Here is a 26472-nt window from a genome sequence, read left to right as displayed (position 1 = left end):
CCTCGTCAGGGAGGTTCAAGTAATGAACACGCGTATGCGCAGAGCCGCCGTAGCTGTCGCCGCTGGTGCCATGGCCGTTTCGCTCGCTGCCTGTGGCAGTGCCAAGGAGGCCGGCGACACGACGAAGGAGTCCTCCGGCGCTGCCAAGGGCGATGCGATCAAGGTCGGTCTGCTCCTGCCGGAGAACCAGACCGCGCGCTACGAGAAGTTCGACAAGCCGCTGATCGAGAAGAAGGTCGCCGAGCTCACCGGCGGCAAGGGCGAGGTCGTCTACGCCAACGCCAAGCAGGACGCGACCACGCAGAACTCCCAGGTCGACACGATGATCACCAACAAGGTGGACGTCCTGATCATCGACGCGGTGGACTCCAAGGCCATCGCCGGCTCGGTCAAGAAGGCCAAGGAGGCCGGTATCCCGGTCGTCTCCTACGACCGCCTGGCCGAGGGCCCGATCGACGCGTACACCTCCTTCGACAACGAAGAGGTCGGCAAGGTCCAGGGCAAGGCGCTCCTGGAGGCGCTGGGCGACAAGGCCAAGGACGGCCAGATCGTCATGATGAACGGTTCGGTCACCGACCCGAACGCCAAGCTCTTCAAGGCCGGTGCCCACTCCGAGCTCGACGGCAAGGTGAACGTCGGCAAGGAGTACGACACGGTCGAGTGGAAGCCGGAGAACGCCAACACCAACATGGCGGCCGCGCTCTCCGCGCTCGGCAAGGACAAGGTCATCGGCGTCTACTCCGCCAACGACGGCATGGCCGGCGGCATCATCACCGCCCTCAAGGCCGCCGGCGTCTCCCCCCTGCCGCCGGTCACCGGCCAGGACGCCGAGCTCGCCGGTGTGCAGCGCATCGTCGCGGGTGAGCAGTTCATGAGCGTCTACAAGCCGTACGCCCCCGAGGCCGAGGCCGCCGCGAAGATGGCCGTCGCCCTCGCCAAGGGCGGGAAGCCCGAAGGCACCACCTCCACGGTCGACAGCCCCACCACCAAGGGCGTCCCGTCCGTGCTGATCCCGGTCGTCTCGCTGACCAAGGCCAACATCAAGGACACCGTCGTCAAGGACGGCGTCTACTCGGTCGACGAGATCTGCACCGACAAGTACGCGGCCGCCTGCGCCGCCGCGGGCCTGAAGTAGCGGCCCCCGTCGCCTCCTCGTGAGGCGACCCCACGTGCCTGACCGGCGCCCCTCCCCTCCATCCCCGCCACCGGGCGGGGCGCCGGGCAGAAACGTTCCTCCCCCATTCGTCCCCGCTCCTGCTCTTTTGCACGACATCCCCGCCGGTCAGGCGGCGAAGGAGATGGTTCATGTGTCCGCTGCGCCCGTGCTGGCGTTGCGAGGGGTCTCGAAGCGGTTCGGCGCCGTTCAGGCCCTCACCGACGTAGAACTCGAGATCCACTCCGGTGAAGTGGTCGCCCTCGTAGGCGACAACGGTGCCGGAAAGTCCACGCTGGTCAAGACGATCGCCGGCGTGCACCCCATCGATGAAGGTGTCATCGAGTGGGAGGGGCGCCCGGTCGCCATCGGCAAGCCGCACGACGCCCAGAACCTGGGCATCGCGACGGTCTACCAGGACCTGGCGCTGTGCGACAACATCGATGTCGTCGGCAACCTCTTCCTCGGCCGCGAGCTCAAGAGCTTCGGCATCCTCGACGAGGTGGAGATGGAGCGGCGCGCCCGCGAGCTCCTGACCACCCTGTCCATCCGGATCCCCAGTGTCCGGATCCCGATCGCCTCGCTCTCCGGCGGTCAGCGCCAGACCGTGGCGATCGCCCGTTCCATGCTGGGCGAGCCCAAGCTCGTCATCCTCGACGAGCCCACCGCCGCCCTCGGTGTCGAGCAGACCGCACAGGTCCTCGACCTGGTGGAGCGGCTGCGCGAGCGCGGCCACGCCGTCATCCTCATCAGCCACAACATGGCCGATGTGAAGGCCGTCGCCGACAAGGTGGCGGTCCTGCGGCTGGGCCGCAACAACGGTGTCTTCAACGTCGCCGACACCTCGCAGGAAGAGATCATCTCCGCCATCACCGGTGCCACGGACAACGCCGTGACCCGCCGGGCGGCCCGCACCTCGGAGGCCGGCAAGTGAGCACCCAGAACCCTGCCACCGGGCCACTGGACAAGGGCCCCGTCGATCAGCAGGAGCACATCGACCCGGTCAACCCCGCGGCCGCGCACGACGCGATCCCGGCCGTGGACCCCCGCCTGCTCGTCCGGGAGGAGGGCCTCTCCGGGTACGTCGGCGAGTTCAAGCGGAAGCTGAAGGCGGGCGACCTGGGTTCCCTCCCGGTCGTCATCGGCCTGATCGTCATCTGGTCGATCTTCCAGGGGTTGAACTCGAACTTCCTCTCCCCGGAGAACCTGACCAACATCGCGATCACGATGACCGGCACCGGCATGATCGCCATCGGCATCATCTTCGTGCTGCTGCTCGGTGAGATCGACCTCTCGGTCGGCTCGGTCAGCGGTGTCTCGGGCGCGATCGTCGCCGTCCTCGCCGTCACCCACGGCGTGAACGAATGGCTGGCCATCCTGGCGGCCATCGTGGGAGGTGCCCTGATCGGCTCCATCCACGGCTTCTTCTTCGCCAAGATCGGCGCCCCGGCCTTCGCCGTCACCCTGTCGGGCCTGCTCTTCTGGCTCGGCGCGATGCTGCAGATCCTCGGCAGCAACGGCACGATCAACATCGACTCCGACGGCGTGGTCGGACAGCTGACCACGTACTTCTTCTCGGACGTGGCCGTCGCCTACGGGCTGGCCGCGCTCGCGGTGGCTGGCTACTTCCTCGCGGCCTTCCTGGACGCGAGGCGCCGCGAGGCGGCCGGGATGCCCTCCCGACCGCTCGCCGAGATCCTGCTGCGCACCGGCCTGCTCGCGCTGTGCACCTTCGGCCCCGCCGTGCTGTTCAACCAGTACAAGGGCCTGCCGCTCGCGGTGGTGCTCTTCCTGCTGGCCCTGGTCGTCACGGACTTCCTGCTGCGCCGCACGACCTTCGGGCGAAACGTTTTCGCACTGGGTGGCAGCGTCGAGGCCTCCCGTCGTGCGGGTATCAACGTCACCCGCATCCGGATCACGGTCTTCGCGATCTCCAGCACCTTCGCCGCCATCGGCGGCCTGTTCTGGGCCTCCAAGATCGCGGCGGCCAACCAGAGCGCCGGCGCCGGCGACCTGCTGATGAACGTGATCGCGGCGGCCGTCATCGGCGGCACCAGCCTCTTCGGCGGCCGGGGCCGGACCTGGAACGCCCTCCTCGGCGTCATGGTCATCGTCTCGATCCAGTACGGTCTGGCCCTGGAAGGCATCGCCACGCCGATCCAGTACATGATCACCGGCGCGGTGCTGCTGGCGACCGTGGTGATCGACTCGGTGACGCGCAAGACCCAGAAGACGGCCGGACGCGCCTGATCGCGCGTCCGACTCCCCGCCGGAGTGATGTCCGGCGGTAAGACCGGTCACAGTGCCCGGCGCCACTTCTCGTGGCGCCGGGCATCCGTGCGTGCACGAACGGGGTACTCATGTACGGGTATACGCCCGTATGTGATGTGTGGCCGTCAGGCCGTACGTACATGTATGACAAAGGTGTGACTCCCTCGGGACGGCCCGATGACCGCGGCCGGGGGCGGAACATTAGACTCGACAGACCAGCAAGCAACTGCAAGGAGGCACGGGTGCTGCTGACCCGCATCAAGGGACCGCGCGATCTGGACCGGCTCAGCCAGGAGGAGCTCGACCAGCTCGCGGCCGAGATCAGGTCCTTCCTCGTCGACGCCGTCTCCAAGACCGGCGGGCACCTCGGCCCCAACCTCGGGGTGGTCGAACTGACGATCGCCCTGCACCGGGTCTTCGACTCGCCCAAGGACAAGGTCCTCTTCGACACCGGCCACCAGGCCTACGTCCACAAGCTGCTCACGGGCCGCCAGGACTTCGCCGGCCTGCGCACCAAGAACGGTCTGTCCGGCTACCCCTCGCGCGCCGAGTCCGACCACGACGTGATCGAGAACTCGCACGCCTCCACCGTGCTCGGCTGGGCCGACGGCCTGGCCAAGGCCAACGAGGTGCTGGGCCGCGAGGACCACCACGTCGCCGCCGTCATCGGCGACGGCGCGCTGACCGGTGGCATGGCCTGGGAGGCGCTGAACAACATCGCCGCCGCCAAGGACCGCCCGCTGGTCATCGTGGTCAACGACAACGAGCGCTCCTACGGCCCCACCATCGGTGGCCTCGCCAACCACCTGGCGACCCTGCGCACCACGGACGGTTACGAGCGCTTCCTGGCCCGCGGCAAGGAGATCCTGGAGCGCACCCCGGTCGTCGGCAAGCCGCTCTTCGAGACCCTGCACGGCGCCAAGAAGGGCCTCAAGGACTTCATCGCCCCGCAGGGCATGTTCGAGGACCTCGGGCTCAAGTACATCGGGCCCATCGACGGCCACGACATCGAGGCCCTGGAGTCCGCCCTGCAGCGCGCCAAGCGCTTCAGCGGCCCGGTCATCGTGCACTGCCTCACCCAGAAGGGCCGCGGCTACACCCCGGCCCTGGAGCACGAGGCGGACCGCTTCCACGCGGTCGGCGTGATCCACCCGGACACCGGCCTGCCGGTGAAGACCGCCGCCGCCAGCTGGACCTCCGTCTTCGCCGACGAGATGGTCAAGATCGGCCACGAGCGCTCCGACATCGTGGGCATCACCGCCGCCATGCTCCACCCGGTCGGCCTCAACAAGTTCGCCGAGGCCTTCCCGGACCGGATCTACGACGTGGGCATCGCCGAGCAGCACGGCGCCACCTCCGCGGCGGGCCTGGCCACCGGTGGCGTCCACCCGGTCTTCGCGGTGTACGCGACCTTCCTCAACCGCGCCTTCGACCAGGTCCTGATGGACGTCGCCCTGCACAAGTGCGGGGTCACCTTCGTCCTGGACCGGGCCGGTGTCACCGGCGACGACGGCGCCTCCCACAACGGCATGTGGGACATGTCCATCCTCCAGGTCGTCCCCGGCCTGCGGCTCGCCGCGCCGCGCGACGCCGAGCAGCTGCGCGCCCAGCTCCGCGAGGCCGTCGAGGTCAAGGACGCCCCGACCGTCGTGCGCTACTCCAAGGGCGTCGTCGGCCCGGCCGTCCCGGCCGTCGGCAGGATCGGCGGCATGGACGTCCTGCGCGCCCCGGGCGCCGAGGTCACCCGTCCGGACGTACTGCTCGTCTCGGTCGGTGCGCTCGCCCCGATGTGCCTGGAGATCGCCGACCTGCTGGACAAGCAGGGCATCTCCACGACCGTGGTCGACCCCCGCTGGGTCAAGCCCGTGGACGAGGCCCTGGCCCCGCTCGCGGACCGGCACCGGGTGGTCGTCACCGTCGAGGACAACGGCCGTACCGGCGGTGTGGGCGCCGCCGTCTCGCAGGCCCTGCGGGACGCGGGTGTCGACGTACCGCTGCGAGACTTCGGTATCCCGCAGCGCTTCCTCGACCACGCCCTCCGTAAGGAGATCATGGCCGAGATCGGCCTGACCGCGCCGGACATCGCCCGGCAGGTCACGGGCCTGGTCGCCAAGCTGGACGGCCGCTACGACAGCGAGCCGGCCGCCGCCGTCGACTAGTCCGGAACTCGCCACGCGCGCCGTTCGTAGATCGAGGCGCGGTTGCACGTCACGGGCCGGGAGATCACTCTTGAGGAGTGGGCCTCCCGGCCCGTTCGTGCGTCGTCACCTCTCGGAGGCGTCGGTGAGCAAGGATCTGAACAGCCCATTCCGTACGAAGACGGTGGAGCAGTCCATCCGCGACACGGAGGAGCCGGAACACGCGCTCCGGAAGTCGCTTTCCGCCTGGGACCTCACGGTCTTCGGTGTGGGCGTCATCATCGGCACCGGCATCTTCGTCCTCACGGGCATCGCCGCCCGGAACAACGCCGGTCCCGCCACCGCCCTGGCCTTCGTGGCCGCGGGCATCGTCTGCGCCCTCGCGGCGCTCTGCTACGCCGAGTTCGCGTCCACCGTCCCGGTGGCCGGATCGGCGTACACGTTCTCGTACGCCTCGATCGGTGAGCTGCCCGCCTGGATCATCGGCTGGGACCTGGTGCTGGAATTCGCACTCGGCACGGCGGTGGTCGCGGTCGGCTGGTCCGGGTACGTACGCCACCTCATGGACACCAACCTCGGCTGGACCCTGCCGACCTCCCTGTCCGGCCCCGATGCGGGCGGCCACTTCGACCTGCTCGCGTTCCTGCTGGTCCTGGTGCTGACGTGGATCCTGGTCGTCGGGACGAAGCTCTCGGCCCGCATCACCGCGGTCGTCGTCGCCATCAAGGTGACGGTCGTGCTGCTGGTCATCGTCGCGGGCCTGTTCTTCATCAAGGCCGACAACTACTCGCCGTTCATCCCGCCGGCCCAGCCACAGGCCGAGGGCGTCAGCGGCTGGCACTCGCCCCTGGTCCAGTTGATGTTCGGCTACGAGCCCACGAACTTCGGCGTCATGGGCATCTTCACGGCGGCCTCGCTCATCTTCTTCGCCTTCATCGGTTTCGACGTGGTGGCGACGGCGGCCGAGGAGACCAAGAACCCCCAGCGGGACATGCCGCGCGGCATCCTCGGCTCGCTGCTGATCTGCACCGTGCTCTACGTCGCCGTGACCCTGGTGGTCACCGGCATGCAGAAGTACTCGGAGATGTCCCCGACCGCGCCACTCGCCGAAGCGTTCAAATCGGTGAACCAGCCGTTCTTCTCGGGCGCCATCAGCCTCGGCGCGGCCGTCGGCCTGATCACCGTGTGCATGATCCTGCTGCTCGGCCAGACCCGTGTGTTCTTCGCGATGAGCCGCGACGGACTGCTGCCGCGGGTCTTCTCCGTGACGCACCCGAAGTACCGGACCCCCTACCGGGCGACCCTGCTGCTCGGCGGCATCATCGCGATCGTCGCGGGCTTCACCAGCCTGGAGACCCTCGCGGAACTGGTGAACATCGGCACGCTGTTCGCCTTCGTGGTGGTCGCGCTGGGCGTGATCGTCCTGCGCAAGACCCGCCCCGACCTGCACCGGTCCTTCCGCACCCCGTGGGTGCCGTTCGTCCCGATCGTGTCGATCGCGGCCTCGCTCTGGCTGATGCTCAACCTGCCGGCCGAGACCTGGCTGCGCTTCGGCATCTGGATGGTCATCGGCGTCATCGTCTACTTCGCCTACGGCTACCGCAACAGCCGGCTGCACAAGGTCGGCCAGAACGCGGAGTTCTGAGCGCGGGGGTACCCCGCACATGACGCGGCGGGCCCGTACGGGAGTGATTCCCGTGCGGGCCCGCCGCGTCGTACGTCCGCCGGGGGCTCAGCCCTTGGCGGGGGAGTTCTTCGCCGAGGCGGGGACCTTCTGGTCGGTGCGCAGGGCCTCCCACAGCTGGGTCGCCTGCGGCTCCGCCACGATCACGCGGTTCGGGTCCACCTTGTCGTAGGCGACCGGGAGCATGATCGTCTCCATGGTGTCCGGGTCGACGCCCTTCATGCTCTGCGCGAAGTCGGACAGCGCGGTGAGCGAGGCGAGGTCGGAGTCGGTGGTCAGCGACCTGGTCCCGGCGTCGGCGAGCTTGTAGAGCCGCGCCGGGTTGCCGAGGGCGTCCTGCTTCTTGATCTCGGACAGCATGGCCATCATGAACTGCTGCTGCAGGCCGATCCGGCCGAGGTCGCTGCCGTCGCCGTAGCCGTAGCGGGTACGGACGAACTTCAGCGAGTCGGTGCCGTTGAGTCGGTGCGGGCCGGCGTCCAGCTTCAGGCCGCCCTTGGCGCCGCTCATCGGCTTGTCCAGGGTGACGGTGACCCCGCCCAGCGCGTCCACCAGACCCTTGAAGCCGGCGAAGTCGACCTCGACGAAGTGGTCCACGCGGACGCCGGACATCTGCTCCACGGTGTTGACCACACAGGCCGGACCGGCGAGCGAGTAGACCGAGTTGAACATGACCCGCTTGGCGGACGGCAGCGTCTTGCCCTTGCCGTCCTTGCACTCGGGCCGGGTGATCAGGGTGTCGCGGGGGATGCTCACCGCGGTCGCCTTGGCCCGGCCCTCGGGTATGTGGACCAGCATCGCGGTGTCCGAGCGGGCACCGCTGACATCGCCGTGGTCGAGATCGGCGTTGGCCCCGGCCCGCGAGTCGGAGCCGAGCACCAGGATGTTCTGGGCGTTCGCGACGACCTTCTTGGGCCGGTTGTCACCGATCGCCTGGTCGAGGTCGACGCTGTCGATGTTGGAGTTCAGGTGGCTGTAGGCCCACCAGCCTGCCCCGGCCGTGCCCAGGATCAGCACGGCGACCAGCAGCAGGGTGATCCGCAGAACGCGGCGGCGGCGCTTGGGCCGCGCGTGCTTTTCCGTCATGGGGGTGAATCTTAGACAGGTATTCGAACGGCTGTGGCCCGCCCCCCGGAAGGGGCGGGCCGAGCCGTGGAACAGCCCTCCGAGACCCGGACTAGGCCGGGATGCTCGCGAGGCCGGGGGCGAGGAACTTCTTGCCGTTCACGCGCTCCGAGACGCCTTCACGGTCCAGGTACGGCGTGATGCCGCCCAGGTGGAAGGGCCAGCCGGCGCCCGTGATGAGGCAGAGGTCGATGTCCTGGGCCTCGGCCACGACACCCTCCTCCAGCATCAGGCCGATCTCCTGCGCCACCGCGTCCAGGACGCGGTCGCGGACCTGCTCCTCGGTCAGGACGGAGTCGCCCTGGACCAGGAGCGCGGCGACCTCGGGGTCCAGCTCCGGCTTGCCGGAATCGTAGACGTAGAAGCCGCGCTTGCCGGCCTTGACGACCGCCGCGAGGTTCGGGGAGACGGTGAACCGCTCCGGGAAGGCGCGGTTGAGGGTCTCGGAGACGTGCAGACCGATCGCCGGGCCCACGAGCTCCAGGAGCACCAGCGGGGACATCGGCAGGCCGAGCGGCTCGATGGCCTTCTCCGCCGTGACGACCGGGGTGCCCTCGTCGATGACGTTCTGGATCTCGCCCATGAAGCGGGTCAGGATGCGGTTCACGACGAACGCCGGGGCGTCCTTGGTGAGGACCGCGGTCTTCTTCAGCTTCTTGGCGACACCGAAGGCCGTGGCCAGCGAGGCGTCGTCGGTCTGCTCACCGCGGACGATCTCCAGCAGGGGGAGGATCGCGACCGGGTTGAAGAAGTGGAAGCCGACCACGCGCTCCGGGTGCTGGAGCTTCGAGGCCATCTCCGACACCGACAGCGACGAGGTGTTGGTGGCGAGGATCGCGTGCGCCGGGGCGACCGCCTCGACCTCCGCGAACACCTTCTGCTTGACGGACATCTCCTCGAACACGGCCTCGATGATGAAGTCCGCGTCCGCGAAGCCCTCGGCCTTGTCCAGGACACCGGTCACCAGGGCGGTCAGGCGGTTGGCCTTGTCCTGGTTGATGCGGCCCTTGCCGAGCAGCTTCTGGATCTCGGCGTGGACGTAGCCCACACCCTTGTCCACGCGCTCCTGGTCGATGTCGGTGAGGACCACCGGCACCTCCAGGCGGCGCAGGAACAGCAGCGCCAGCTGCGAGGCCATCAGGCCCGCGCCGACGACGCCGACCTTGGTGACCGGACGGGCCAGGGACTTGTCCGGGGCACCGGCCGGGCGCTTGGCGCGCTTCTGCACCAGGTTGAAGGCGTAGATGCCCGAGCGCAGCTCGCCGCCCATGATGAGGTCGGCCAGGGCCGTGTCCTCGGCGTCGAAGCCGGCCTGCAGGTCGCCCGACTTGGCGGCGGCGATGATGTCCAGCGCGCGGTAGGCGGCGGGAGCGGCGCCGTGCACCTTGGAGTCCGCGATGAAGCGGCCCTTGGCGACGGCCGCGTCCCAGGCCTCGCCGCGGTCGATCTCGTCGCGGACGACCTCGGTGGTCCCGTTCAGGACGTTCGCGGTCCACAGGAGCGACTGCTCCAGGAAGTCCGCGCCCTCGAACAGCGCGTCCGCGATGCCCAGGTCGAAGACCTGCTTGCCGCGCAGCTGCTTGTTCTGGTTGAGCGAGTTCTCGATGATGACCGAGACCGCGCGCTCGGCGCCGATCAGGTTCGGCAGGATGGCGCAGCCGCCCCAGCCGGGAACCAGACCGAGGAAGACCTCGGGGAGCGAGAAGGCCGGGATGGCCTTCGAGACGGTGCGGTAGGTGCAGTGCAGACCGACCTCGACACCGCCGCCCATGGCCGCGCCGTTGTAGTAGGCGAAGGTCGGGACGGCCAGCGCCGAGAGGCGCTTGAAGACGTCGTGGCCGCCCTTGCCGATGGCGAGCGCCTCGTCGTGCTTCTTCAGCAGCTCGACGCCCTTGAGGTCGGCGCCGACCGCGAAGATGAACGGCTTGCCGGTGATGCCCGCGCCGACGATGGAGCCCGCGAGGGCCTCCTGCTCGACCTGGTCGATCGCCGCGTTCAGGTTGGCGAGGGACTGCGGGCCGAAGGTGGTCGGCTTGGTGTGGTCGAAGCCGTTGTCCAGCGTGATGAGCGCGAAGCGCCCGGCGCCGAACGGCAGGTCCAGGTGGCGGACGTGCGCGGACGTGACGACCTCGTCCGGGAACAGCTCGGCCGCGCCCTTCAGGAGCTCAGCGGTGGTGCTCACTTGGAGTCTCCCTCGGCGTTGAAGTTCGGGTTCTCCCAGATGACGGTCGCGCCCATGCCGAAGCCGACGCACATGGTGGTCAGGCCGTAGCGGACGTGCGGCTGCTCCTCGAACTGACGGGCCAGCTGCGTCATCAGGCGCACGCCGGAGGAGGCGAGCGGGTGACCGAAGGCGATGGCGCCGCCGTACTGGTTCACGCGGGCGTCGTCATCGGCGATGCCGTAGTGCTCCAGGAACGCGAGGACCTGGACCGCGAAGGCCTCGTTGACCTCGAAGAGACCGATGTCGTCGATCGTCAGGCCGGCCTGGGCCAGGGCCTTCTCGGTGGCCGGGATCGGGCCGTAGCCCATGACCTCGGGCTCGACACCAGCGAAGGAGTACGAGACCAGGCGCATCTTGACCGGGAGGTTGTTCTCCCGGGCGAAGTCCTCGGACGCGATGATCGCGGCGGTGGCGCCGTCGTTGAGACCGGCGGCGTTGCCCGCGGTCACGTTGCCGTGCACACGGAACGGGGTCTTCAGGCCGGCCAGGTTCTCCAGCGTGGTGCCCGGGCGCATCGGCTCGTCGGTGGTGACCAGGCCCCAGCCCGTCTCACCGGCCGCCTCGTTGGTGTTGCGCACCGAGATCGGGACCAGGTCCTGCTGGATCTTGCCGTCGGCGTACGCCTTGGCGGCCTTCTCCTGCGAGCGCACGGCGTACTCGTCGGCGCGGAGCTTGGTGATCGTCGGGTACCGGTCGTGCAGGTTCTCGGCGGTCATGCCCATGAACAGGGCGGACTCGTCGACCAGCTTCTCGGAGACGAAGCGCGGGTTCGGGTCCACGCCCTCACCCATGGGGTGACGGCCCATGTGCTCGACACCGCCGGCGAGGGCGACGTCGTAGGCACCGAAGGCCACACCGCCCGCGACGGCGGTCACGGCGGTCAGCGCGCCGGCGCACATGCGGTCGATGGAGTAGCCCGGGACGGACTGCGGGAGGCCCGCGAGAATGCCGGCGGTACGGCCCAGCGTCAGGCCCTGGTCACCGATCTGCGTGGTCGCGGCGATGGCGACCTCGTCGATCTTCTTGGGGTCCAGGTCCGGGTTGCGGCGCAGCAGCTCCCGGATCGCCTTCACGACGAGGTCGTCGGCGCGGGTCTCGTGGTAGATGCCCTTCGGGCCCGCCTTGCCGAACGGGGTGCGGACGCCGTCGACGAAGACGACGTCCCTGACGGTACGAGGCACGTTGGCTCTCCTCCAGGTGCGGGGTGGCACTGCTGCGCGGGGGCGCGTTCGGCATACGTTGCTGAGCGCCCGCTCACCCGACCATGCTACTTGCGGGTAACCAATGTGCACACCCCCTCCCGGAGGAGCGGCGAAGGTCACACTCCCTCCCGGGTGCCGGTCGCTCGCGCCCCGACCGATCGGACCCGTCCGGCCGACCCGTTCAGGTCACGTGCACCCGCCTCCCGGCCGTGATCGTGGCGCCGCCCCCCGGCAGTCCCGATCCTGACCGGGCCGGAGCGTCCCCTCCGGCCCGGTCGACGGAGGATGCGAGCAATGGCCACCACCCCACCCATCAACCACCAGGTCGCGCACGTCTCTGCGGTGCCCGCCAACGCAGGTCAGACCGTCCAGCTGTACGTGCGCGAGTACGACGGCACGCCACCCGGCCCCAACGCGCAGCGCAAGGTCGTCCTGATGCTGCACGGCCGCAGCGTTCCCTCGGTCGTGGCCTTCGACCTCCAGCACGACGGCGGCAGGTACAGCTGGGCGCAGTACCTGGCCAAGGCCGGCTTCGACGTGTTCCTCATGGAGCTCACCGGCTCCGGCCTGTCGCCGCGACCCGAGATGGACAAGGCCTGCAACGCCAACCCGCAGCACCAGGAGATCCTGAACCCGAACCCGCTGACCTACACCTGCACCCCGCCCTACCCGCACGAGCTCGGCAACTCCGCGAGCGAATGGGGCGAGGTCGACGCGGTGGTCGAGTACATCAAGGCGAAGCGGGGCGTCGCCAAGGTGTCGCTCGTCGGGCAGTCCGCCGCCGCCTTCGTGTTCGGGCCGTACGCGATCCAGCACCCGGGCAAGGTCGAGAGGATGCTGCTCCTCGCGCCGATCTACCCGCCGGCCGGCCGCGCGAGCGTACCGCCGAAGAGCTTCGGCGCACCGGTCCCGTCCTTCCCCGTGTCCACCCCGGCCTCCCTGTTCGGCTTCCCGATGAACCTGTCGAGCCGGACGGGGCTGGAGAGCGCCTGGGACAAGGAGGTGCGGTCGCCGAAGCAGCGGGCGGCGGGCGTGGTGGAGGCCGTGTGGAAGGAGCTCATGGCCGTCGATCCCGTCGGAAAGGCCTGGGGAGGCCCGACGGCGGGCGCGCCCGAGGGCGTACTGCGGTTCCGCAACTCCTACTGGTGGGGCTGGAACCAGGACACCGTCCCGATCGGCGGCGTCCTCGGCGACAAGGTGCCGGTGATGATCGTCTACGGCGAGCACGACGCGACGGCGAACTCGCCCACCTTCTCGGTCCCGGCCTTCTACGACGCGGTCCCGGGCGTGCGCAAGCTGATGTTCCGGGTGTCCTGCGCCGGTCACTCCATGGTCTGGGAACGCCAGTCCAAGGTCCTGCACCGGCTGTCCAAGCAGTGGCTGAAGCACGGCAAGGTCGACGACCTGGAGAAGGGCAGCTTCTACGTGGACGAGGACGGCGCCTACTCGGACACCGTCTAGCCACGCCGTCCCGGGAGGCCCCCGCTGCGGACGGCGGGCGGGGGCCTCCCGACGCGTGCTCGCTCAGGCCGCGCGCATACGACGGAAGACGACGTAGCCGACGGCACCCGCCGCGGCCGCCACCCCGGCCGCGCCCAGCAGCCAGGGAGCCGCCTGCCGGACCGCGCTCGCCTGCGGCGCGACCTCCGGGTCCTGGCAGTGGTCCCCCACCGCCGGGGTCACCCGGTAGCGGGCCCACTCCCTGGCGGGCTTGCCCTTCTCGTTCCAGTGCACGACGTAGAGGCCGGGCTCGGCGGCGCACCGGATGCGGACGGTGGCGCTCACCAGCTTGCCGCCGTGCATCACGACCGGCTGCACGAACCCGGGGGACGTCAGCTCGACCTTGCCGTCGTTGCCCATCGCCAGCCCGTCCCTGGCCTCGAGCTCCCCACCGGGCTCCACGGAGCGTACGTCCCAGGGCCCCGACGGCCACTCCCAGCCCACGGGGTACCGCTCCTCCATGGACTCCGGCGGCCGCGCGGCCACCTGCCGCGCGCACTCCGCACGCTCGGCGGCATCGGCCGGCGCCACACGGACGCCGCCCCACAGCCGGTCGATCTTCGAGGTGTTCTCGTCCCCGGTGGGCGAGCCGAACCGCACCTCGTAGGAACCGGGTTCGGTCGTACAGGAGATCGTCGCCACCGCCTTGAGGAGGCTGTCGTCCGTCCGGAACGTGCCGTCGGCGGCAAAAGCCGGGGAGGTGATCCGGACACCGCTGAACGCATCCCCGGACCGCAGCGCCTCGGTCGTCACACCGACCCGCTCCCCAGGCCTGACCGACAGCTCCGCATCGCTCGGCACCTGCAGGGGCGGATCCGCGGCCGACGCGCTCCCCGCTCCCGCGACCAGGAGCAGCGTGAGCGCTGCCACGGCACCGTTACGAAAGGCTCCTAAATGCACAGGCCCCATCTCTCTTCCCTCGATCGACAACCAGAGCCCCCGGCACCGGGCCGGGGGCTCCTACGGGTGGGACCGGATCGCGGTCCGCCGGTTCAGGCGGTCGCGGCCAGGGCCGTGACCAGGGCGGGGGTCACCAGTTCGATCTGCCAGGGTCGGGCACCGTAGCCGGCCAGGACCTCCGCCACCGCGTCCGCGTGCAGCCGCTGCGGCGGCTCCCAGCACAAACGGCGGACGGTGTCCGGGGTGATCAGGTTCTCCTGCGGCAGGTTCAGCCCCTCCGCCAGCGCCGAGACGGCCGCACGGGCCGCCGAGAGCCGGGCCGCGGCCGCCGGGTCCTTGTCCACCCAGGAGCGCGGCGGCGGGGGACCGGCCGGGGTCGCCCCCGGCTGCGGCAGCTCGTTCTCGGGCAGGGCCTTCGCCCGGTCCACGGCGGCCATCCACTGGTCCAGCTGCCGCCGGCCCATCCGCTGCCCGTAGCCGGGCAGGGCGGACAGGGTGTGCACGTTGGTCGGCAGGGCGAGCGCGGCCTCGACGATCGCGGCGTCGCCCAGCACCTTGCCCGGCGAGACGTCACGCCGCTGGGCGATCCGGTCGCGGGACTCCCACAGCTCCCGTACGACCGCCATCTGCCGGCGTCGGCGCACCTTGTGCATGCCGGACGTCCGGCGCCACGGGTCCTTGCGCGGCGGGGCGGGCGGGGCGGAGGCGATGGCGTCGAACTCCTGGCGGGCCCATTCCAGCTTGCCCTGGCGGTCCAGCTCCTTCTCCAACGCGTCCCGCAGGTCCACGAGCAGCTCCACGTCCAGGGCGGCGTAGCGCAGCCACGGCTCGGGGAGCGGGCGGGTGGACCAGTCGACGGCGGAGTGGCCCTTCTCCAGCGCGTAGCCGAGCACGCTCTCGACCATCGCGCCGAGTCCGACCCGGGGGAAGCCGGCGAGGCGACCGGCCAGCTCGGTGTCGAACAGCGAGGTGGGCACCATGCCTATTTCGCGCAGGCAGGGCAGGTCCTGGGTGGCGGCGTGCAGGATCCATTCGGTGCCGGACAGGGCTTCGCCCAGTGCGGACAGGTCGGGGCAGCCCACCGGGTCGATCAACGCGGACCCCGCACCCTCACGGCGCAGCTGCACCAGGTAGGCGCGCTGGCCGTAGCGGTACCCGGAGGCCCGTTCGGCGTCGACGGCGACGGGGCCGGTGCCCGCGGCGAACGCCGCGACCACTTCGGCGAGGGCGTCCGCGTCGGCGACCACCGGGGGAATCCCCTCACGGGGCTCCAACAAGGGAGTCGGCAGCCCACCGGGCGGAACAACGACGTCGTCCGAGGGGCCGCCCCCGGTGGTGGTGCGCAGGTCTGCTGCGGGATCTTGGGCGTCGGTCACCGGTCAAGGGTATCCGTGTATACGACGCGCCCGTCGCCGGAACGTTCCGTCGACGGGCGCGGGCGGTATGCGGGGCGTTCTCCCGGGGTATTCCGGGGGTCTCCCGGCAGGTTCCCGAGCGGCGGCTCCCGGGGTGGATATCCGGGGGCTCCGGCCGGCGGTCAGTGGATGATCCCGGTACGCAGCGCCACGGCGACCATGCCGGCGCGGTCACCGGTGCCCAGCTTGCGGGCGATGCGGGCGAGGTGGGACTTGACGGTCAGGGCGGACAGGCCCATCGAGACGCCGATGGCCTTGTTGGACTGGCCCTCCGCGACGAGGCGCAGGACCTCGACCTCGCGGCCGGAGAGCTCTCGGTAGCCGCCCGGGTGGCTCGGGGCACCCGGGGGGCGGCGGTGCATACGGGCGGCGGCAGCGCCGATGGGGGCGGCGCCGGGCCGGGTGGGGAGCCCGATGTTGGTCCGCGTACCGGTGACGACGTAGCCCTTGACGCCGCCCGCGAGGGCGTTGCGCACGGCGCCGATGTCGTCGGCGGCGGACAGGGCCAGGCCGTTGGGCCAGCCGGCGGCCCGGGTCTCGGAGAGCAGGGTGAGACCGGAGCCGTCGGGCAGGTGTACGTCGGCCACGCAGATGTCGCGCGGGCTGCCGACGCGGGGGCGGGCCTCCGCGATGGACGACGCCTCGATCACGTCACGTACTCCGAGGGCCCACAGATGGCGGGTCACGGTGGAGCGGACGCGCGGGTCGGCCACGACGACCATGGCCGTCGGCTTGTTCGGGCGGTAGGCGACCAGGCTTGCGGGCTGCTCGAGAAGAACGGACACCTAGGCCTCCTGGGGGAGTGGCGGGACGGCCGGCTCGGGGAAGGAAGCCGGTGCGAACCGTGCGGATGGTCACCCACTCCTTCGGCACGTCACCCGCCCGGCTTTAGGGAATGATCACGATTTGGTGAGTAACAATTCGGGCAATTCGGACGCACGATCGATCATCGGTTGATCAGAAGCCCGCAAGGGACGCCGTCTTTCGACCGACCGACCTGTTCTTCGCTCAGTCGTTCCGGGTCGCGCGCCGCATCCGGCGGCCGTCCGGCCCCGTGGCTACGGGTGGTGCGGACCGCGACGCTGTGGCAGGGAGACCACACCCGTCGCCGTGTCCGTGGGACCCACCGGCGGCAGCCCCGCGACCTGGCACAGCAGTTCGCACCACGCCGACAGGTGCGCCGAGGTGTCCGGCACCCCGCCCACACCCTCGCGCGGCGTCCACGAGGCCCGGATCTCGATCTGCGTGGCCGGCCGCCGCTCCGCGAGCCCGCCGAAGTAGTGCGAGCCCGCCATCGTCACGGTGCCGCTCGCCTCCCCGTACGCCAGCCCGCGCGCCTGCAGCGCCCCCGTCAGCCAGGACCAGCACACCTCGGGCAGCAGCGGGTCCGCAGCCATCTCCGGCTCCAGCTCCGCGCGCACCAGCGTCACCAGCCGGAAGGTCCCCTGCCAGGCGTCGTGCCCGGACGGATCGTGCAGCAGGATGAGCCGACCGTCGGCCAGGTCCTCCTCGCCGTCCACCACCGCGGCCTCCAGGGCGTAGGCGTGCGGCGCCAGTCTCTGGGGCGGTTTCGTGGGGTCGATCTCGATCCCCGGACGCAGCCGGGCCTTCTTCAAGCCGTCGACCGCCCGCCGGAACGGGAGCGGGACGGAGCTCTCCTTCGCGCTGTCCATACCCTCGGCGCCATCTGAAAATCGTCCCTGAGCCGCAGCCATGCGGGGAAGACTAGGCGGAACGAGCGCCCGCGCGCCGCAGGGACACCCTCGCCGGGTCGGACACTTCTTCATACGTGCGAAGATTTGGGTCGTGAGCGCCAACACCCGCCCCACGGGCCAGCCGAGTCAGACGTACGATTCCGCCTTCCTGAAGGCGTGCCGGCGGGAGCCGGTGCCGCACACCCCGGTGTGGTTCATGCGACAGGCGGGACGCTCACTCCCGGAGTACCGCAAGCTGCGCGAGGGCACGCAGATGCTGGAGTCCTGCATGCGGCCCGACCTGGTCACCGAGATCACCCTGCAGCCGGTGCGCCGCCACAACGTGGACGCGGCGATCTTCTTCTCCGACATCGTCGTCCCGCTGAAGGCCATCGGCGTCGACCTGGACATCAAGCCGGGCATCGGCCCGGTCGTCGCCCAGCCGATCCGCCGCCGCGAGGACCTCGCACAGCTGCGCGACCTCACCCCGGAGGACGTCTCGTACGTCACCGAGGCGATCGGCATGCTCACGGGTGAACTGGGCGCCACGCCGTTGATCGGATTCGCGGGCGCGCCTTTCACCCTCGCGAGCTACCTGGTCGAGGGCGGCCCCTCCAAGAACCACGAGCACACCAAGGCCCTCATGTACGGGGACCCGCAGCTGTGGGCCGACCTCCTGGACCGCCTCGCGGAGATCACCTCCGCCTTCCTCAAGGTCCAGATCGAGGCCGGCGCCTCCGCGATCCAGCTCTTCGACTCCTGGGTCGGCGCCCTCGCCCCGGCGGACTACCGCCGCTCGGTGATGCCCGCCTCCACCAAGGTCCTGGAGTCCGTCGCCTCCTACGGAGTGCCGCGGATCCACTTCGGCGTGGGCACGGGCGAGCTCCTCGGCCTCATGGGCGAGGCCGGCGCCGACGTCATGGGCGTCGACTACCGCGTCCCGCTCGACGAGGCCGTGCGCCGGGTCGGCCCCGGCAAGGCGCTCCAGGGCAACCTGGACCCGGCCGTGCTCTTCTCCACCCCCGAGGCCGTCGAGGCCAAGACGGACGAGGTCCTCGCGGCCGCCGCCGGCCTGGAGGGTCACGTCTTCAACCTGGGCCACGGCGTCCTCCCGACGACCGACCCCGACGCGCTGACCCGCCTGGTGGACTACGTCCACACCCGCACCGCGCGCTGACCCGCACCCCGCCGCATCATGACCGGGCGCACCGCGCCGTCCGGTAATGATGTGGCGGACGCGGGGGGCCGGTCGGCAGGGTGTGTGCATGAGTCACGAATCCGCCCGGATCACCACGCCCATCATCCCGGACCTGCTGCGCGGCGCCTTGGACCTGGAGCGCACCGAGCACGGGCTGCTGCCGCACCGGCTGCCCGCCCGGGCCCGCGCCCAATGCGCCGACGGCGATCTGGCCACGGTCGAGGCCCAGCCCTCCGGGGTGCGGCTGGCGTTCCGCACCCGGGCCACCGTCATCGAGCTGGACACGCTCCGCACGAAGATGGCCTACGACTGAGCGCCGCCCCGTCCCGACGGCCTGTACGACCTGCTGATCGACGGCCTGCCGGCCGGTCAGGGCCATGTCGGCGGCGGCAACGTCCTCCAGGTGGACATGGCCACCGGCGCCACCGAGACCCGGCCCGGCCCGCCCGGGACCGTACGGTTCTCCGGCCTCCCGGACCGTGCCAAGGACGTCGAGATCTGGCTGCCCCACAACGAGATCACCCAGCTGGTCGCCCTGCGCACCGACGCCCCCGTGGAGACGCCGCCGGAGACGGGCCGCCGCCGGTGGCTGCACCACGGAAGTTCGATCAGCCACGGCTCCGACGCCGCGAGCCCCAGCACCACCTGGCCCGCGCTGGCCGCCGGCCTCGGCGGGGTGGAACTGACCAACCTGGGCCTGAGCGGCAACGCGCTGCTCGACCCCTTCACCGCCCGGGTCCTGCGCGACACCCCGGCGGACCTGATCAGCGTCAAGATCGGCATCAACCTCGTCAACCGCGACCTGATGCGGCTGCGGGCCTTCGGCCCCGCCGTGCACGGGTTCCTCGACACCGTGCGCGAGGGCCACCCCACCACCCCGCTCCTGGTCCTCTCGCCGATCCTGTGCCCCATCCACGAGGACACCCCCGGCCCCAGCGCGCCCGACCTCGGTGAGCTCGCCGAGGGGCGGCTGCGGTTCGAGGCCGCCGGTGACCCCGCCGAACGGGCCTTCGGCAAGCTGACCCTGGGCGTCATCCGCGAGGAGCTGGCCCGGATCGTGCGCCTGCGCGCCGCCGACGACCCGAACCTGCACCTCCTCGACGGCCGCGCCCTCTACGGCGAGGGGGACACGGCCGAGCTCCCGCTGCCGGACGCCCTCCACCCGGACGCGGCCACACACCGCCGGATGGGTGAACGCTTCGCGGCCCTCGCCTTCGCCCCGGACGGCCCGTTCGCGCCGCCGGCCGTCCTCTAGGAGTGTCTAGACGGCGGCGCGGACCGCTGCGACGGCCTTGCGGGCCGCCACCAGGATCGGGTCCCAGACCGGGGAGAACGGCGGCGCGTAGCCCAGGTCCAGGGACACCATCGCGTCGACCGTCATGCCCGCCGTGAGGGCGACCGCCGCGATGTCCACCCGCTTCGCGGATCCCGCGCCACCGACGATCTGGACCCCGAGCAGGCGGCCCGTGCGGCGTTCCGCCAGCATCTTCACCGTCATCTCCGCCGCGCCCGGGTAGTAGCCCGCGGTGTTGGTGGAGGTGATGGTGGCCGTCACGAAGCGCAGGCCCGCCTCCAGCGCGTCCCGCTCGCGCAGCCCCGTACGGGCGATCTCCAGGTCGCAGACCTTGCTGACCGCCGTCCCGACCACCCCGGGGAAGGTCGCGTAGCCACCGCCCACGCCCGAGCCGATGACCTGACCGTGCTTGTTGGCGTGCGTGCCCAGCGGGATGTGCCGGGTGCGGCCCGCGACCAGGTCCAGGACCTCCACGCAGTCGCCGCCCGCCCAGATGTTCTCGTGGCCGCGGACCCGCATCGAGAGGTCCGTGAGCAGGCCCCCCGAAGGGCCGAGGGGAAGTCCGGCCGCGCGGGCGAGCGCCGTACGGGGCTCCACGCCGATGCCGAGCACGACCACGTCGGCCTCGTACTCCTCGCCCCCCGACGTGGCCACCGCGCGGGCCCGACCCTCCTCGTCGGTGAGGATCTTCGTCACCTCGGCGCGGGAGACCGTACGGATCCCCATCCGGTTCATCGCGCTGTGCACCAGGCCGCCCATGTCCGGGTCCAGCGTGGCCATCGGCTGCTCGCCCCGGTGCAGGACGGTGACCTCGTACCCCCGCGCCACCAGGGCCTCGGCCATCTCCACGCCGATGTACCCCGCGCCGACCACGACCGCCCGGCGGCCCTCCGTGCGCCGCAGGGTCTCCATCAGTCGTTGGCCGTCGTCCAGGCTCTGGATGCCGTGGACCCCGTGCGCGCCGATGCCGGGGAGCCGGGGGCGGACCGGGCGGGCGCCCGTCGCCAGGACCAGCTTGTCGTACTCCGTCCAGGATTCGGACCCGGTGTCCAGATCGCGGGCGCGGACCCGGGACCCGGAAAGATCGAGCTCCACGACCTCCGTGCGCATGCGCAGATCGATGTCCCGGGCCCGGTGCTCCTCGGGGGTACGGGCGATCAGGTCGTCGCGTTCGGCGACCTGACCGCCGACCCAGTACGGGATCCCGCACGCCGAGTAGGAGGTGAAGTGCCCGCGCTCGAAGGCCACGATCTCCAGCTCCGCCGGGCCCTTCAGCCTGCGGGCCTGCGACGCGGCGGACATCCCCGCCGCGTCACCGCCCACCACCACCAGTCGTTCCGTCGCCATCGTCCGTACCGCCCCTTCACCACCGTCGGATGGTGAACACGCTACGGCCGAACGCGCGTTCAGTCCTGTACGTCCGCCTCCGCGTCCGGAGCCTTCCGGGCCGCCGGTACCGTCGGCCGCCACGGCGCCGGGGCCGACTTCGGAGCCGCCGGACGCCACCGCCGGTAGACCCGGAACAGCACCAGCACCACCGCGGCCGTCAGCGCGAACGGCAGCACCGCGCCCACCGCCACCGTCAGATAGCGCACGACCTTCGTGAAGACGTCCCAGCCCCCGCCCAGAGCCCCCAGGAAGGTGGGCTCCTTCTTCTTCTCCTTCTTCTCCGGCTCCGGCTTCGCGGCCGGCTCCGAGACCTCCAGCGTGATCGTGCCCAGCGAGGTTTGGTCCTTCAACGCCGTCTGCTGCGCGAGCAGCGACTCCAGGTCGGACTGGCGGCGCGACAGCTCGCTCTCCAGCATCACCACCTCGCTCAGCGCCGAGGCCTTGCCCATCATCTCCCGCACCCGTGCCACGCTGGCCTGCTGCGAGGCGACGCGACTGCCGATGTCGGCGACCTTCTCCGTGACGTCCTGCGCGTCGACCTTGCGGTGCAGGAGCTTCCCGCTGCCCTCCATGGCGCCGAGCACGGCGTCGTAGCGCTCGCCCGGCACCCGCAGGGTCAGCGTCGAGGTCATCCGGCCGTTCTCGCCGCGCTTGGTGGACTCGTTGCCGACGTAGCCGCCCGCGTCGTCGGCGGCCGTGCGGGCCGCGGCGAGCGTCTTCTGGACGTCCGCCGTCTCGATGCCGAGCGTCGCCGTCCGGATGACGTTCGGGCGGACCGCGACCGGCGGCCGGTCGTTCTTACCGGTGTTGCTGGAGGAGCCCGCGGCGCCCGCGGACCCCGCCGGCGCCGGGGCCGCCGCGGCGCCCTCCGGAGCCTTGCCGTCGGCGGCGGGCGCCACCGCGGCCTTGTCGTTCGCGGAGCCCTGGCCGCTCGCCCCGCAGCCGGTGAGGGCGAGCGCCCCGACCAGCGAGAGGGCGGCCAGGGCCGCCGCGGAACGGTGTCTGTCGAAGCTACGCATCGCTGTGAACCCCCGAGGATCGGCTGGTGTTGCCGGTTCGACGTCCAGAGTCCCGTCGCGGGTTTCGAATCCACGGTCCCGGGGTGATCCCGATGAGGTCACGGTCCGGCCTCGGAGATCGGTCTGAGACGATGTGTCCATGCACGAAGCGGACATGCGTACGGATCGGCCGGGAGGCTCACCCCGGTCCGCCGGCTCCCCGGGCCACGCCGTCGTCATCGGCGGCGGTATCGCGGGCCTCGCGGCAGCCCACCGGCTGCTCGCCGAAGGCGTCCGCGTCACCCTGCTGGAAGCCGGACCGCGGCTCGGCGGCAAGCTGTACTCCGGTGAGCTCGCCGGCGCCCCCGTGGACCTCGGCGCCGAATCCATGCTCGCCCGCCGCCCCGAGGCCGTGGCCCTCGCCGAGGCCGTGGGCCTGGCCGACGCCGTGCAGCCGCCCGCCACCGCCACCGCCCACCTGTGGACCCGCGGCGCGCTACGGCCGATGCCGCGCGGCCATGTGATGGGCGTCCCCGGCGACCTGGGACCGCTCGCCGCCTCCGGGGTGCTCTCCGCCGAGGGACTGGCCCGTATCGAGGCCGAGCGGACGCTGCCGCCCACCGAGATCGGCGACGACGTCGCCGTCGGCGAGTACGTCGCGGCCCGCCTCGGCCGCGAGGTCGTCGACCGGCTGGTGGAACCGCTGCTCGGCGGGGTCTACGCGGGCGACGCCTACCGCATCTCCATGCGGGCCGCCGTGCCCCAGCTCTTCGAGGTCGCCCGTACGCACGCCCTCCTGGGCGACGGCGTCCGCGCGTTGCAACGCCGGGCGCAGGCCTCGCCCCAGGCGGCCGGCCCGGTCTTCGCCGGCATCGACGGCGGTGTCGGACGGCTCCCGATCGCCGTTGCCGAGGCCTGCCGCGCCGCGGGGGCCCGGCTCGTCACCGACACCCCCGTCAGCGAGGTCGTCCGTACGACCGAGGGCTGGCGGGTGGTGGCCGGCGCCGAGGTCGTCGACGCCGACGCCGTGATCCTGGCCACGCCGGCCGGGGCCGCCGCACGGCTGCTGGACGGGCTCGCCCCGGCCGCCGCCGCCGAACTGCGGGGGGTCGAGTACGCCTCGATGGCCCTCATCACCATGGCGTTCCGCCGCTCCGACCTGCCGGAGGCCGTCTCCGACGGCGGCGCCAGCGGATTCCTCGTACCGCCCGTCGACGGCCGGACCATCAAGGCCTCCACCTTCTCCAGCAACAAGTGGGCCTGGGCCGGGACGGATCCCGACCTCTTCCTGCTGCGCACCTCGGTCGGCCGGTACGCCGACGAGAAGGACCTGTCGCGCGAGGACGGCGAGCTCGTCGACGTGTCCCTCGACGACCTCGGCGGGGCCGTGGGCCTCGCGGCCCGGCCGATCGCCTCCACCGTCACCCGCTGGGAGGGCGGACTGCCCCAGTACCCGGTCGGCCACCTCGACCGGGTCGCCCGGATCCGCACCGCCGTCGCGGCCCTGCCGGGCCTCGCGGTGTGCGGCGCGGTCTACGACGGTGTGGGCATCCCGGCCTGCGTCGCGAGCGCCGGCAAGGCCGTGGACGCGGTGATCGCCGCGCTCGGCCCGCGTACGGCACCCCTGGCACAGACCACTGATCAGCGCACGGGACAATAGGCACATGACTGCACCAGAGAAGATTCCCAACGCGGGGAAGAAGGCGAAGGACCTCAACGAGGTCATCCGCTACACCCTGTGGTCCGTCTTCAAGCTGAAGGACGTTCTTCCCGAGGACCGCACCGGCTACGCCGACGAGGTCCAGGAGCTGTTCGACCAGCTTGCCGCCAAGGACATCACCGTCCGCGGCAGCTACGACGTCTCCGGCCTGCGCGCCGACGCCGACGTCATGATCTGGTGGCACGCCGAGACGGCGGACGAGCTGCAGACCGCCTACAACCTGTTCCGCCGCACCAAGCTGGGCCGCGCCCTGGAACCGGTGTGGTCGAACATGGCCCTGCACCGCCCGGCCGAGTTCAACAAGTCGCACATCCCGGCCTTCCTGGCCGACGAGGTCGCGCGCGAGTACGTCAGCGTGTACCCCTTCGTGCGCAGTTACGACTGGTACCTGCTGCCCGACGAGGACCGCCGCCGCATGCTCGCCGACCACGGCAAGATGGCCCGCGGCTACCCGGACGTGCGCGCCAACACCGTCGCCTCCTTCTCCCTGGGCGACTACGAGTGGCTGCTGGCCTTCGAGGCGGACGAGCTGTACCGCATCGTCGACCTCATGCGTCACCTGCGCGCCTCCGAGGCCCGCATGCACGTCCGTGAAGAGGTGCCCTTCTACACCGGGCGCCGCAAGTCCGTCGCCGACCTGGTGGCCGGGCTCGCCTGAGACCTCCCCTGGGGGGAAGGACCGGAGGACGACCACACCGTCAGGTGAGTTCCTCCGGTGGATCGGGAGGCTGGTCCGGAAGACGGCCCCTGCCCCCGAAACGACGCAGCCGGAGATCCCGCCCGGAAGTTCAGACGACAGGCGGCAGCAGCGCCCTGTGGGCGCTCGCTGCCCGGTCGTCCAGCGACACCGGTGCGGGCTCCGGATGCGGCGCACACGTGACACGCCACCCGGGGGTGGCGCCCGTCAGCAGATACCGCTCCACGTGACGGTCGACGCAGCCGTTGCGGCCGCCGACCACTCCGTGGGAGCCGGCCCCCGTCTCCGTCACCAGTGAAGCCCCGGCGCCGAGCCGCCGCTGCAGTTCCAGCGCTCCCGGGTACGGCGTCGCCCCGTCCCGCTCCGCCGCGACCACCAGGGTCCCCGGCAGCCGCTCCGGCTGCGCCCCGACCGCCACCGGCCGCTGCCGCTCCCGTACCGGCCAGGAGGCGCACGGGAGGTTCAGGAAGGCGTTGGCCCAGGTCTCGAACGGGGCCCTGCGCGCCAGTTCGGTGTGGTCGCGGTCCCAGGTCTCCCAGTCCGCGGGCCAGGAGGCGTCGTTGCACAACACCGCCGTGTACACCGCCGTCGCGTTCTCCGCCTCGGCCGCCGCCCGGGGGTCCGGGGCGGCCTGGGCGGTCAGCCGCGCGGGATCGCCGCGCAGGAAGGCCGCGAGGGCCGCCGCCCGGTCCGGCCACACGTCGTCGTAGTACGCGGCCTGGAGGTAGGCGGCCCGTAGCTCGCCGGTGCCGACGACCCCGCCCGCCGGAGTACGGGCCACGGCGTCCCGCACGCGCGCGTAACTCGCCTGCACGGCCGCCGGGGTGGTGCCGAGGCCGTACGTGGCGTGGTGCCGGGCCGCCCAGGCGCGGAAGTCGTACCAGCGGCGCTCGAAGCCGGCCGACTGGTCGAGGTTGTTGCGGTACCAGACGCGGCGCGGGTCGGGGTCGACCGCCGAGTCCAGGACCATCCGTCCGACGCGCCCCGGATGCAGGGTGGCGTAGACGGCGCCGAGGTAGGTGCCGTACGAGGCGCCCATGAAACTCAGCTTCCGCTCGCCGAGCGCGGCCCGCAGGACGTCCAGATCGCGGGCGTTGTTGAGCGTCGTGTAGTGCGGCAGGGCCGCGCCGGCCCGCCGCGCGCAGCCGCGGGCGTAGGCCCGGGCGGCCGCCAGACGCTGCGCCTTGTACACCGGCGAGGGGTCGGCCGGGACCTGGGTCGGACCCTTGGCCCCCCGGGCGGGGTCCTGGCAGGACAGCGGGGCGGAGCGGCCGACGCCGCGCGGGGCGTAGCCGACCAGGTCGTAGGCGGCGGCGATCCGCTCCCAGCCGGGGAGGTCGGCGAGCAGCGGGAAGTACATGCCGGAGGCTCCGGGGCCGCCCGGGTTGTGGACGAGCGCGCCCTGGCGGACGGCGCCGCGGGCGCCGGTCGCGGCGACCTTGCTGACGGTGAGGGAGATCTGCGGGCCGTCGGGGCGGGCGTAGTCGAGCGGGACGCGCAGGGTCGCGCACCGGACCGGGGCGGGCAGTTCCTCGGCGTCGGGGCAGCGGCGGAAGTCGAGGCCGCCGCTGCCTCCGGCCGTGGCCCGGGCCGCCGCGCGGCGGGCGACCAGGGCGGCGCCCGCGGCCGCGGTGGCCGTCTCGCCGGTATCGCCGGTCGGGATGGGCGGGCTCGGCCGCGCGGCATGGGCCGGTCCGCAGAGAAGTACGGAGAGCGCCGCGCCGGCCGCCGCCCGACCCGCGAGTCCCGTCCGCATGGCGGCCCCTCCCTCTCATCCGATGAACCGATGAGAGGTCGGGGCGCCCTCCTTGTAAAGGATCACCGGCCGGTGTCGGCGTCGATGGCCCCGTTGCCGCGGATTCCGACCCCG

At 71.5% G+C, this 26472-nt stretch carries 19 protein-coding genes and 1 pseudogene; 10 read left to right on the top strand and 10 right to left on the bottom strand.

Annotation, left to right across the window (positions count from 1 at the left end; translation table 11 throughout):
* The first annotated feature begins 22 nt into the window (after positions 1–22).
* The 5 genes from ACWG52_RS09405 to ACWG52_RS09385 all read left to right on the top strand — a co-directional run bounded on the left by ACWG52_RS09405 (position 23) and on the right by ACWG52_RS09385 (position 7207).
* On the top strand, positions 23–1135 hold the full coding sequence (locus ACWG52_RS09405) for a sugar ABC transporter substrate-binding protein (protein ID WP_375938860.1): 1113 nt from the start codon (positions 23–25) through the stop codon (positions 1133–1135).
* 163 nt (positions 1136–1298) lie between these two features.
* The gene (locus tag ACWG52_RS09400) at positions 1299–2087 is read left to right on the top strand and encodes an ATP-binding cassette domain-containing protein (protein ID WP_030760712.1); all 789 of its coding nucleotides are present in this window, start codon (positions 1299–1301) and stop codon (positions 2085–2087) included.
* Positions 2088–2113: 26 nt separating this feature from the next.
* Complete coding sequence (locus ACWG52_RS09395) at positions 2114–3403, top strand: sugar ABC transporter permease (protein ID WP_389809930.1); 1290 nt, start codon at positions 2114–2116, stop codon at positions 3401–3403.
* A gap of 263 nt (positions 3404–3666) precedes the next feature.
* A complete protein-coding gene (gene dxs / locus ACWG52_RS09390) occupies positions 3667–5583 on the top strand; it encodes a 1-deoxy-D-xylulose-5-phosphate synthase (RefSeq protein ID WP_389809356.1) in 1917 nt (638 codons plus the stop codon).
* A 124-nt stretch (positions 5584–5707) separates the two neighbouring features.
* Entirely contained in the window at positions 5708–7207 is a 1500-nt protein-coding gene (locus tag ACWG52_RS09385; protein WP_389809353.1) for an amino acid permease, read from the top strand.
* An 87-nt stretch (positions 7208–7294) separates the two neighbouring features.
* Here the strand turns inward: ACWG52_RS09385 and ACWG52_RS09380 are convergent, their stop codons facing one another.
* The 3 genes from ACWG52_RS09380 to ACWG52_RS09370 all read right to left on the bottom strand — a co-directional run bounded on the left by ACWG52_RS09380 (position 7295) and on the right by ACWG52_RS09370 (position 11776).
* Positions 7295–8332 (bottom strand): LCP family protein, encoded by a 1038-nt coding sequence (locus ACWG52_RS09380; protein WP_389809350.1) that lies wholly within the window; start codon positions 8330–8332, stop codon positions 7295–7297.
* Between the two features lie 91 nt (positions 8333–8423).
* Positions 8424–10553 (bottom strand): 3-hydroxyacyl-CoA dehydrogenase NAD-binding domain-containing protein, encoded by a 2130-nt coding sequence (locus ACWG52_RS09375; protein WP_389809347.1) that lies wholly within the window; start codon positions 10551–10553, stop codon positions 8424–8426.
* Positions 10550–11776, bottom strand: coding sequence for a thiolase family protein (locus tag ACWG52_RS09370; protein ID WP_030719775.1), 1227 nt, complete (start codon positions 11774–11776; stop codon positions 10550–10552). Before ACWG52_RS09370 ends, ACWG52_RS09375 begins: the two co-directional genes overlap by 4 nt.
* A 315-nt stretch (positions 11777–12091) precedes the next feature.
* On the opposite strand from ACWG52_RS09370, the gene ACWG52_RS09365 reads away from it, so the two are divergent.
* A complete protein-coding gene (locus ACWG52_RS09365) occupies positions 12092–13258 on the top strand; it encodes an alpha/beta hydrolase (protein WP_389809344.1) in 1167 nt (388 codons plus the stop codon).
* A 63-nt stretch (positions 13259–13321) separates the two neighbouring features.
* On the opposite strand, the gene ACWG52_RS09360 is transcribed toward ACWG52_RS09365, so the two are convergent.
* The 4 genes from ACWG52_RS09360 to ACWG52_RS09345 form a co-directional block, all read right to left on the bottom strand.
* Entirely contained in the window at positions 13322–14167 is an 846-nt protein-coding gene (locus tag ACWG52_RS09360) for a hypothetical protein (RefSeq protein ID WP_389809342.1), read from the bottom strand.
* Between the two features lie 122 nt (positions 14168–14289).
* Entirely contained in the window at positions 14290–15573 is a 1284-nt protein-coding gene (locus tag ACWG52_RS09355) for an HRDC domain-containing protein (RefSeq protein ID WP_389809339.1), read from the bottom strand.
* Positions 15574–15734: 161 nt separating this feature from the next.
* Positions 15735–16397: a helix-turn-helix transcriptional regulator gene (locus ACWG52_RS09350; RefSeq protein WP_007267191.1), complete on the bottom strand. Its 663-nt coding sequence runs from the start codon at positions 16395–16397 to the stop codon at positions 15735–15737.
* Between the two features lie 273 nt (positions 16398–16670).
* Positions 16671–17327, bottom strand: coding sequence for a DUF3000 domain-containing protein (locus tag ACWG52_RS09345; RefSeq protein ID WP_033217695.1), 657 nt, complete (start codon positions 17325–17327; stop codon positions 16671–16673).
* A gap of 91 nt (positions 17328–17418) precedes the next feature.
* Between ACWG52_RS09345 and hemE the strand changes: the two genes are divergently transcribed.
* Together hemE and ACWG52_RS09335 are read left to right on the top strand one after the other, a co-directional pair.
* Entirely contained in the window at positions 17419–18483 is a 1065-nt protein-coding gene (gene hemE / locus ACWG52_RS09340) for a uroporphyrinogen decarboxylase (protein ID WP_389809334.1), read from the top strand.
* 88 nt (positions 18484–18571) lie between these two features.
* Positions 18572–19759, top strand: a pseudogene (locus tag ACWG52_RS09335) (GDSL-type esterase/lipase family protein).
* Positions 19760–19765: 6 nt separating this feature from the next.
* Here ACWG52_RS09335 and ACWG52_RS09330 read toward each other — a convergent pair.
* Positions 19766–21145, bottom strand: coding sequence for an FAD-dependent oxidoreductase (locus tag ACWG52_RS09330; RefSeq protein ID WP_389809328.1), 1380 nt, complete (start codon positions 21143–21145; stop codon positions 19766–19768).
* A gap of 59 nt (positions 21146–21204) precedes the next feature.
* A complete protein-coding gene (locus ACWG52_RS09325; protein ID WP_389809325.1) occupies positions 21205–22206 on the bottom strand; it encodes a DUF4349 domain-containing protein in 1002 nt (333 codons plus the stop codon).
* A 154-nt stretch (positions 22207–22360) separates the two neighbouring features.
* Between ACWG52_RS09325 and hemG the strand changes: the two genes are divergently transcribed.
* Both hemG and hemQ read left to right on the top strand, forming a co-directional pair.
* The gene (gene hemG / locus ACWG52_RS09320; RefSeq protein WP_453129055.1) at positions 22361–23845 is read left to right on the top strand and encodes a protoporphyrinogen oxidase; all 1485 of its coding nucleotides are present in this window, start codon (positions 22361–22363) and stop codon (positions 23843–23845) included.
* Positions 23846–23849: 4 nt separating this feature from the next.
* Positions 23850–24563, top strand: coding sequence for a hydrogen peroxide-dependent heme synthase (hemQ, locus tag ACWG52_RS09315; protein WP_030719802.1), 714 nt, complete (start codon positions 23850–23852; stop codon positions 24561–24563).
* A 130-nt stretch (positions 24564–24693) separates the two neighbouring features.
* Here hemQ and ACWG52_RS09310 read toward each other — a convergent pair whose 3' ends face one another.
* Positions 24694–26358, bottom strand: a complete 1665-nt coding sequence (locus tag ACWG52_RS09310; RefSeq protein WP_390168486.1) for an alpha/beta hydrolase — start codon at positions 26356–26358, stop codon at positions 24694–24696.
* Positions 26359–26472 lie beyond the last annotated feature (114 nt).

It is taken from the genome of Streptomyces sp. CLCI03 (assembly GCF_053615355.1).
This window is presented reverse-complemented; position numbering and strand designations above follow the sequence as displayed.

Bases quoted from the DNA above. Each gene is read 5' to 3' on its own strand.
- ACWG52_RS09405 (WP_375938860.1), top strand. From the start codon at position 23: ATGAACACGCGTATGCGCAGAGCCGCCGTAGCTGTCGCCGCTGGTGCC.
- ACWG52_RS09400 (WP_030760712.1), top strand. From the start codon at position 1,299: ATGGTTCATGTGTCCGCTGCGCCCGTGCTGGCGTTGCGAGGGGTCTCG.
- ACWG52_RS09380 (WP_389809350.1), bottom strand. From the start codon at position 8,332: ATGACGGAAAAGCACGCGCGGCCCAAGCGCCGCCGCCGCGTTCTGCGG.
- ACWG52_RS09365 (WP_389809344.1), top strand. From the start codon at position 12,092: ATGGCCACCACCCCACCCATCAACCACCAGGTCGCGCACGTCTCTGCG.
- ACWG52_RS09345 (WP_033217695.1), bottom strand. From the start codon at position 17,327: ATGGCTGCGGCTCAGGGACGATTTTCAGATGGCGCCGAGGGTATGGAC.
- ACWG52_RS09330 (WP_389809328.1), bottom strand. From the start codon at position 21,145: ATGGCGACGGAACGACTGGTGGTGGTGGGCGGTGACGCGGCGGGGATG.
- ACWG52_RS09325 (WP_389809325.1), bottom strand. From the start codon at position 22,206: ATGCGTAGCTTCGACAGACACCGTTCCGCGGCGGCCCTGGCCGCCCTC.
- hemG (WP_453129055.1), top strand. From the start codon at position 22,361: ATGCGTACGGATCGGCCGGGAGGCTCACCCCGGTCCGCCGGCTCCCCG.
- hemQ (WP_030719802.1), top strand. From the start codon at position 23,850: ATGACTGCACCAGAGAAGATTCCCAACGCGGGGAAGAAGGCGAAGGAC.
- ACWG52_RS09310 (WP_390168486.1), bottom strand. From the start codon at position 26,358: ATGCGGACGGGACTCGCGGGTCGGGCGGCGGCCGGCGCGGCGCTCTCC.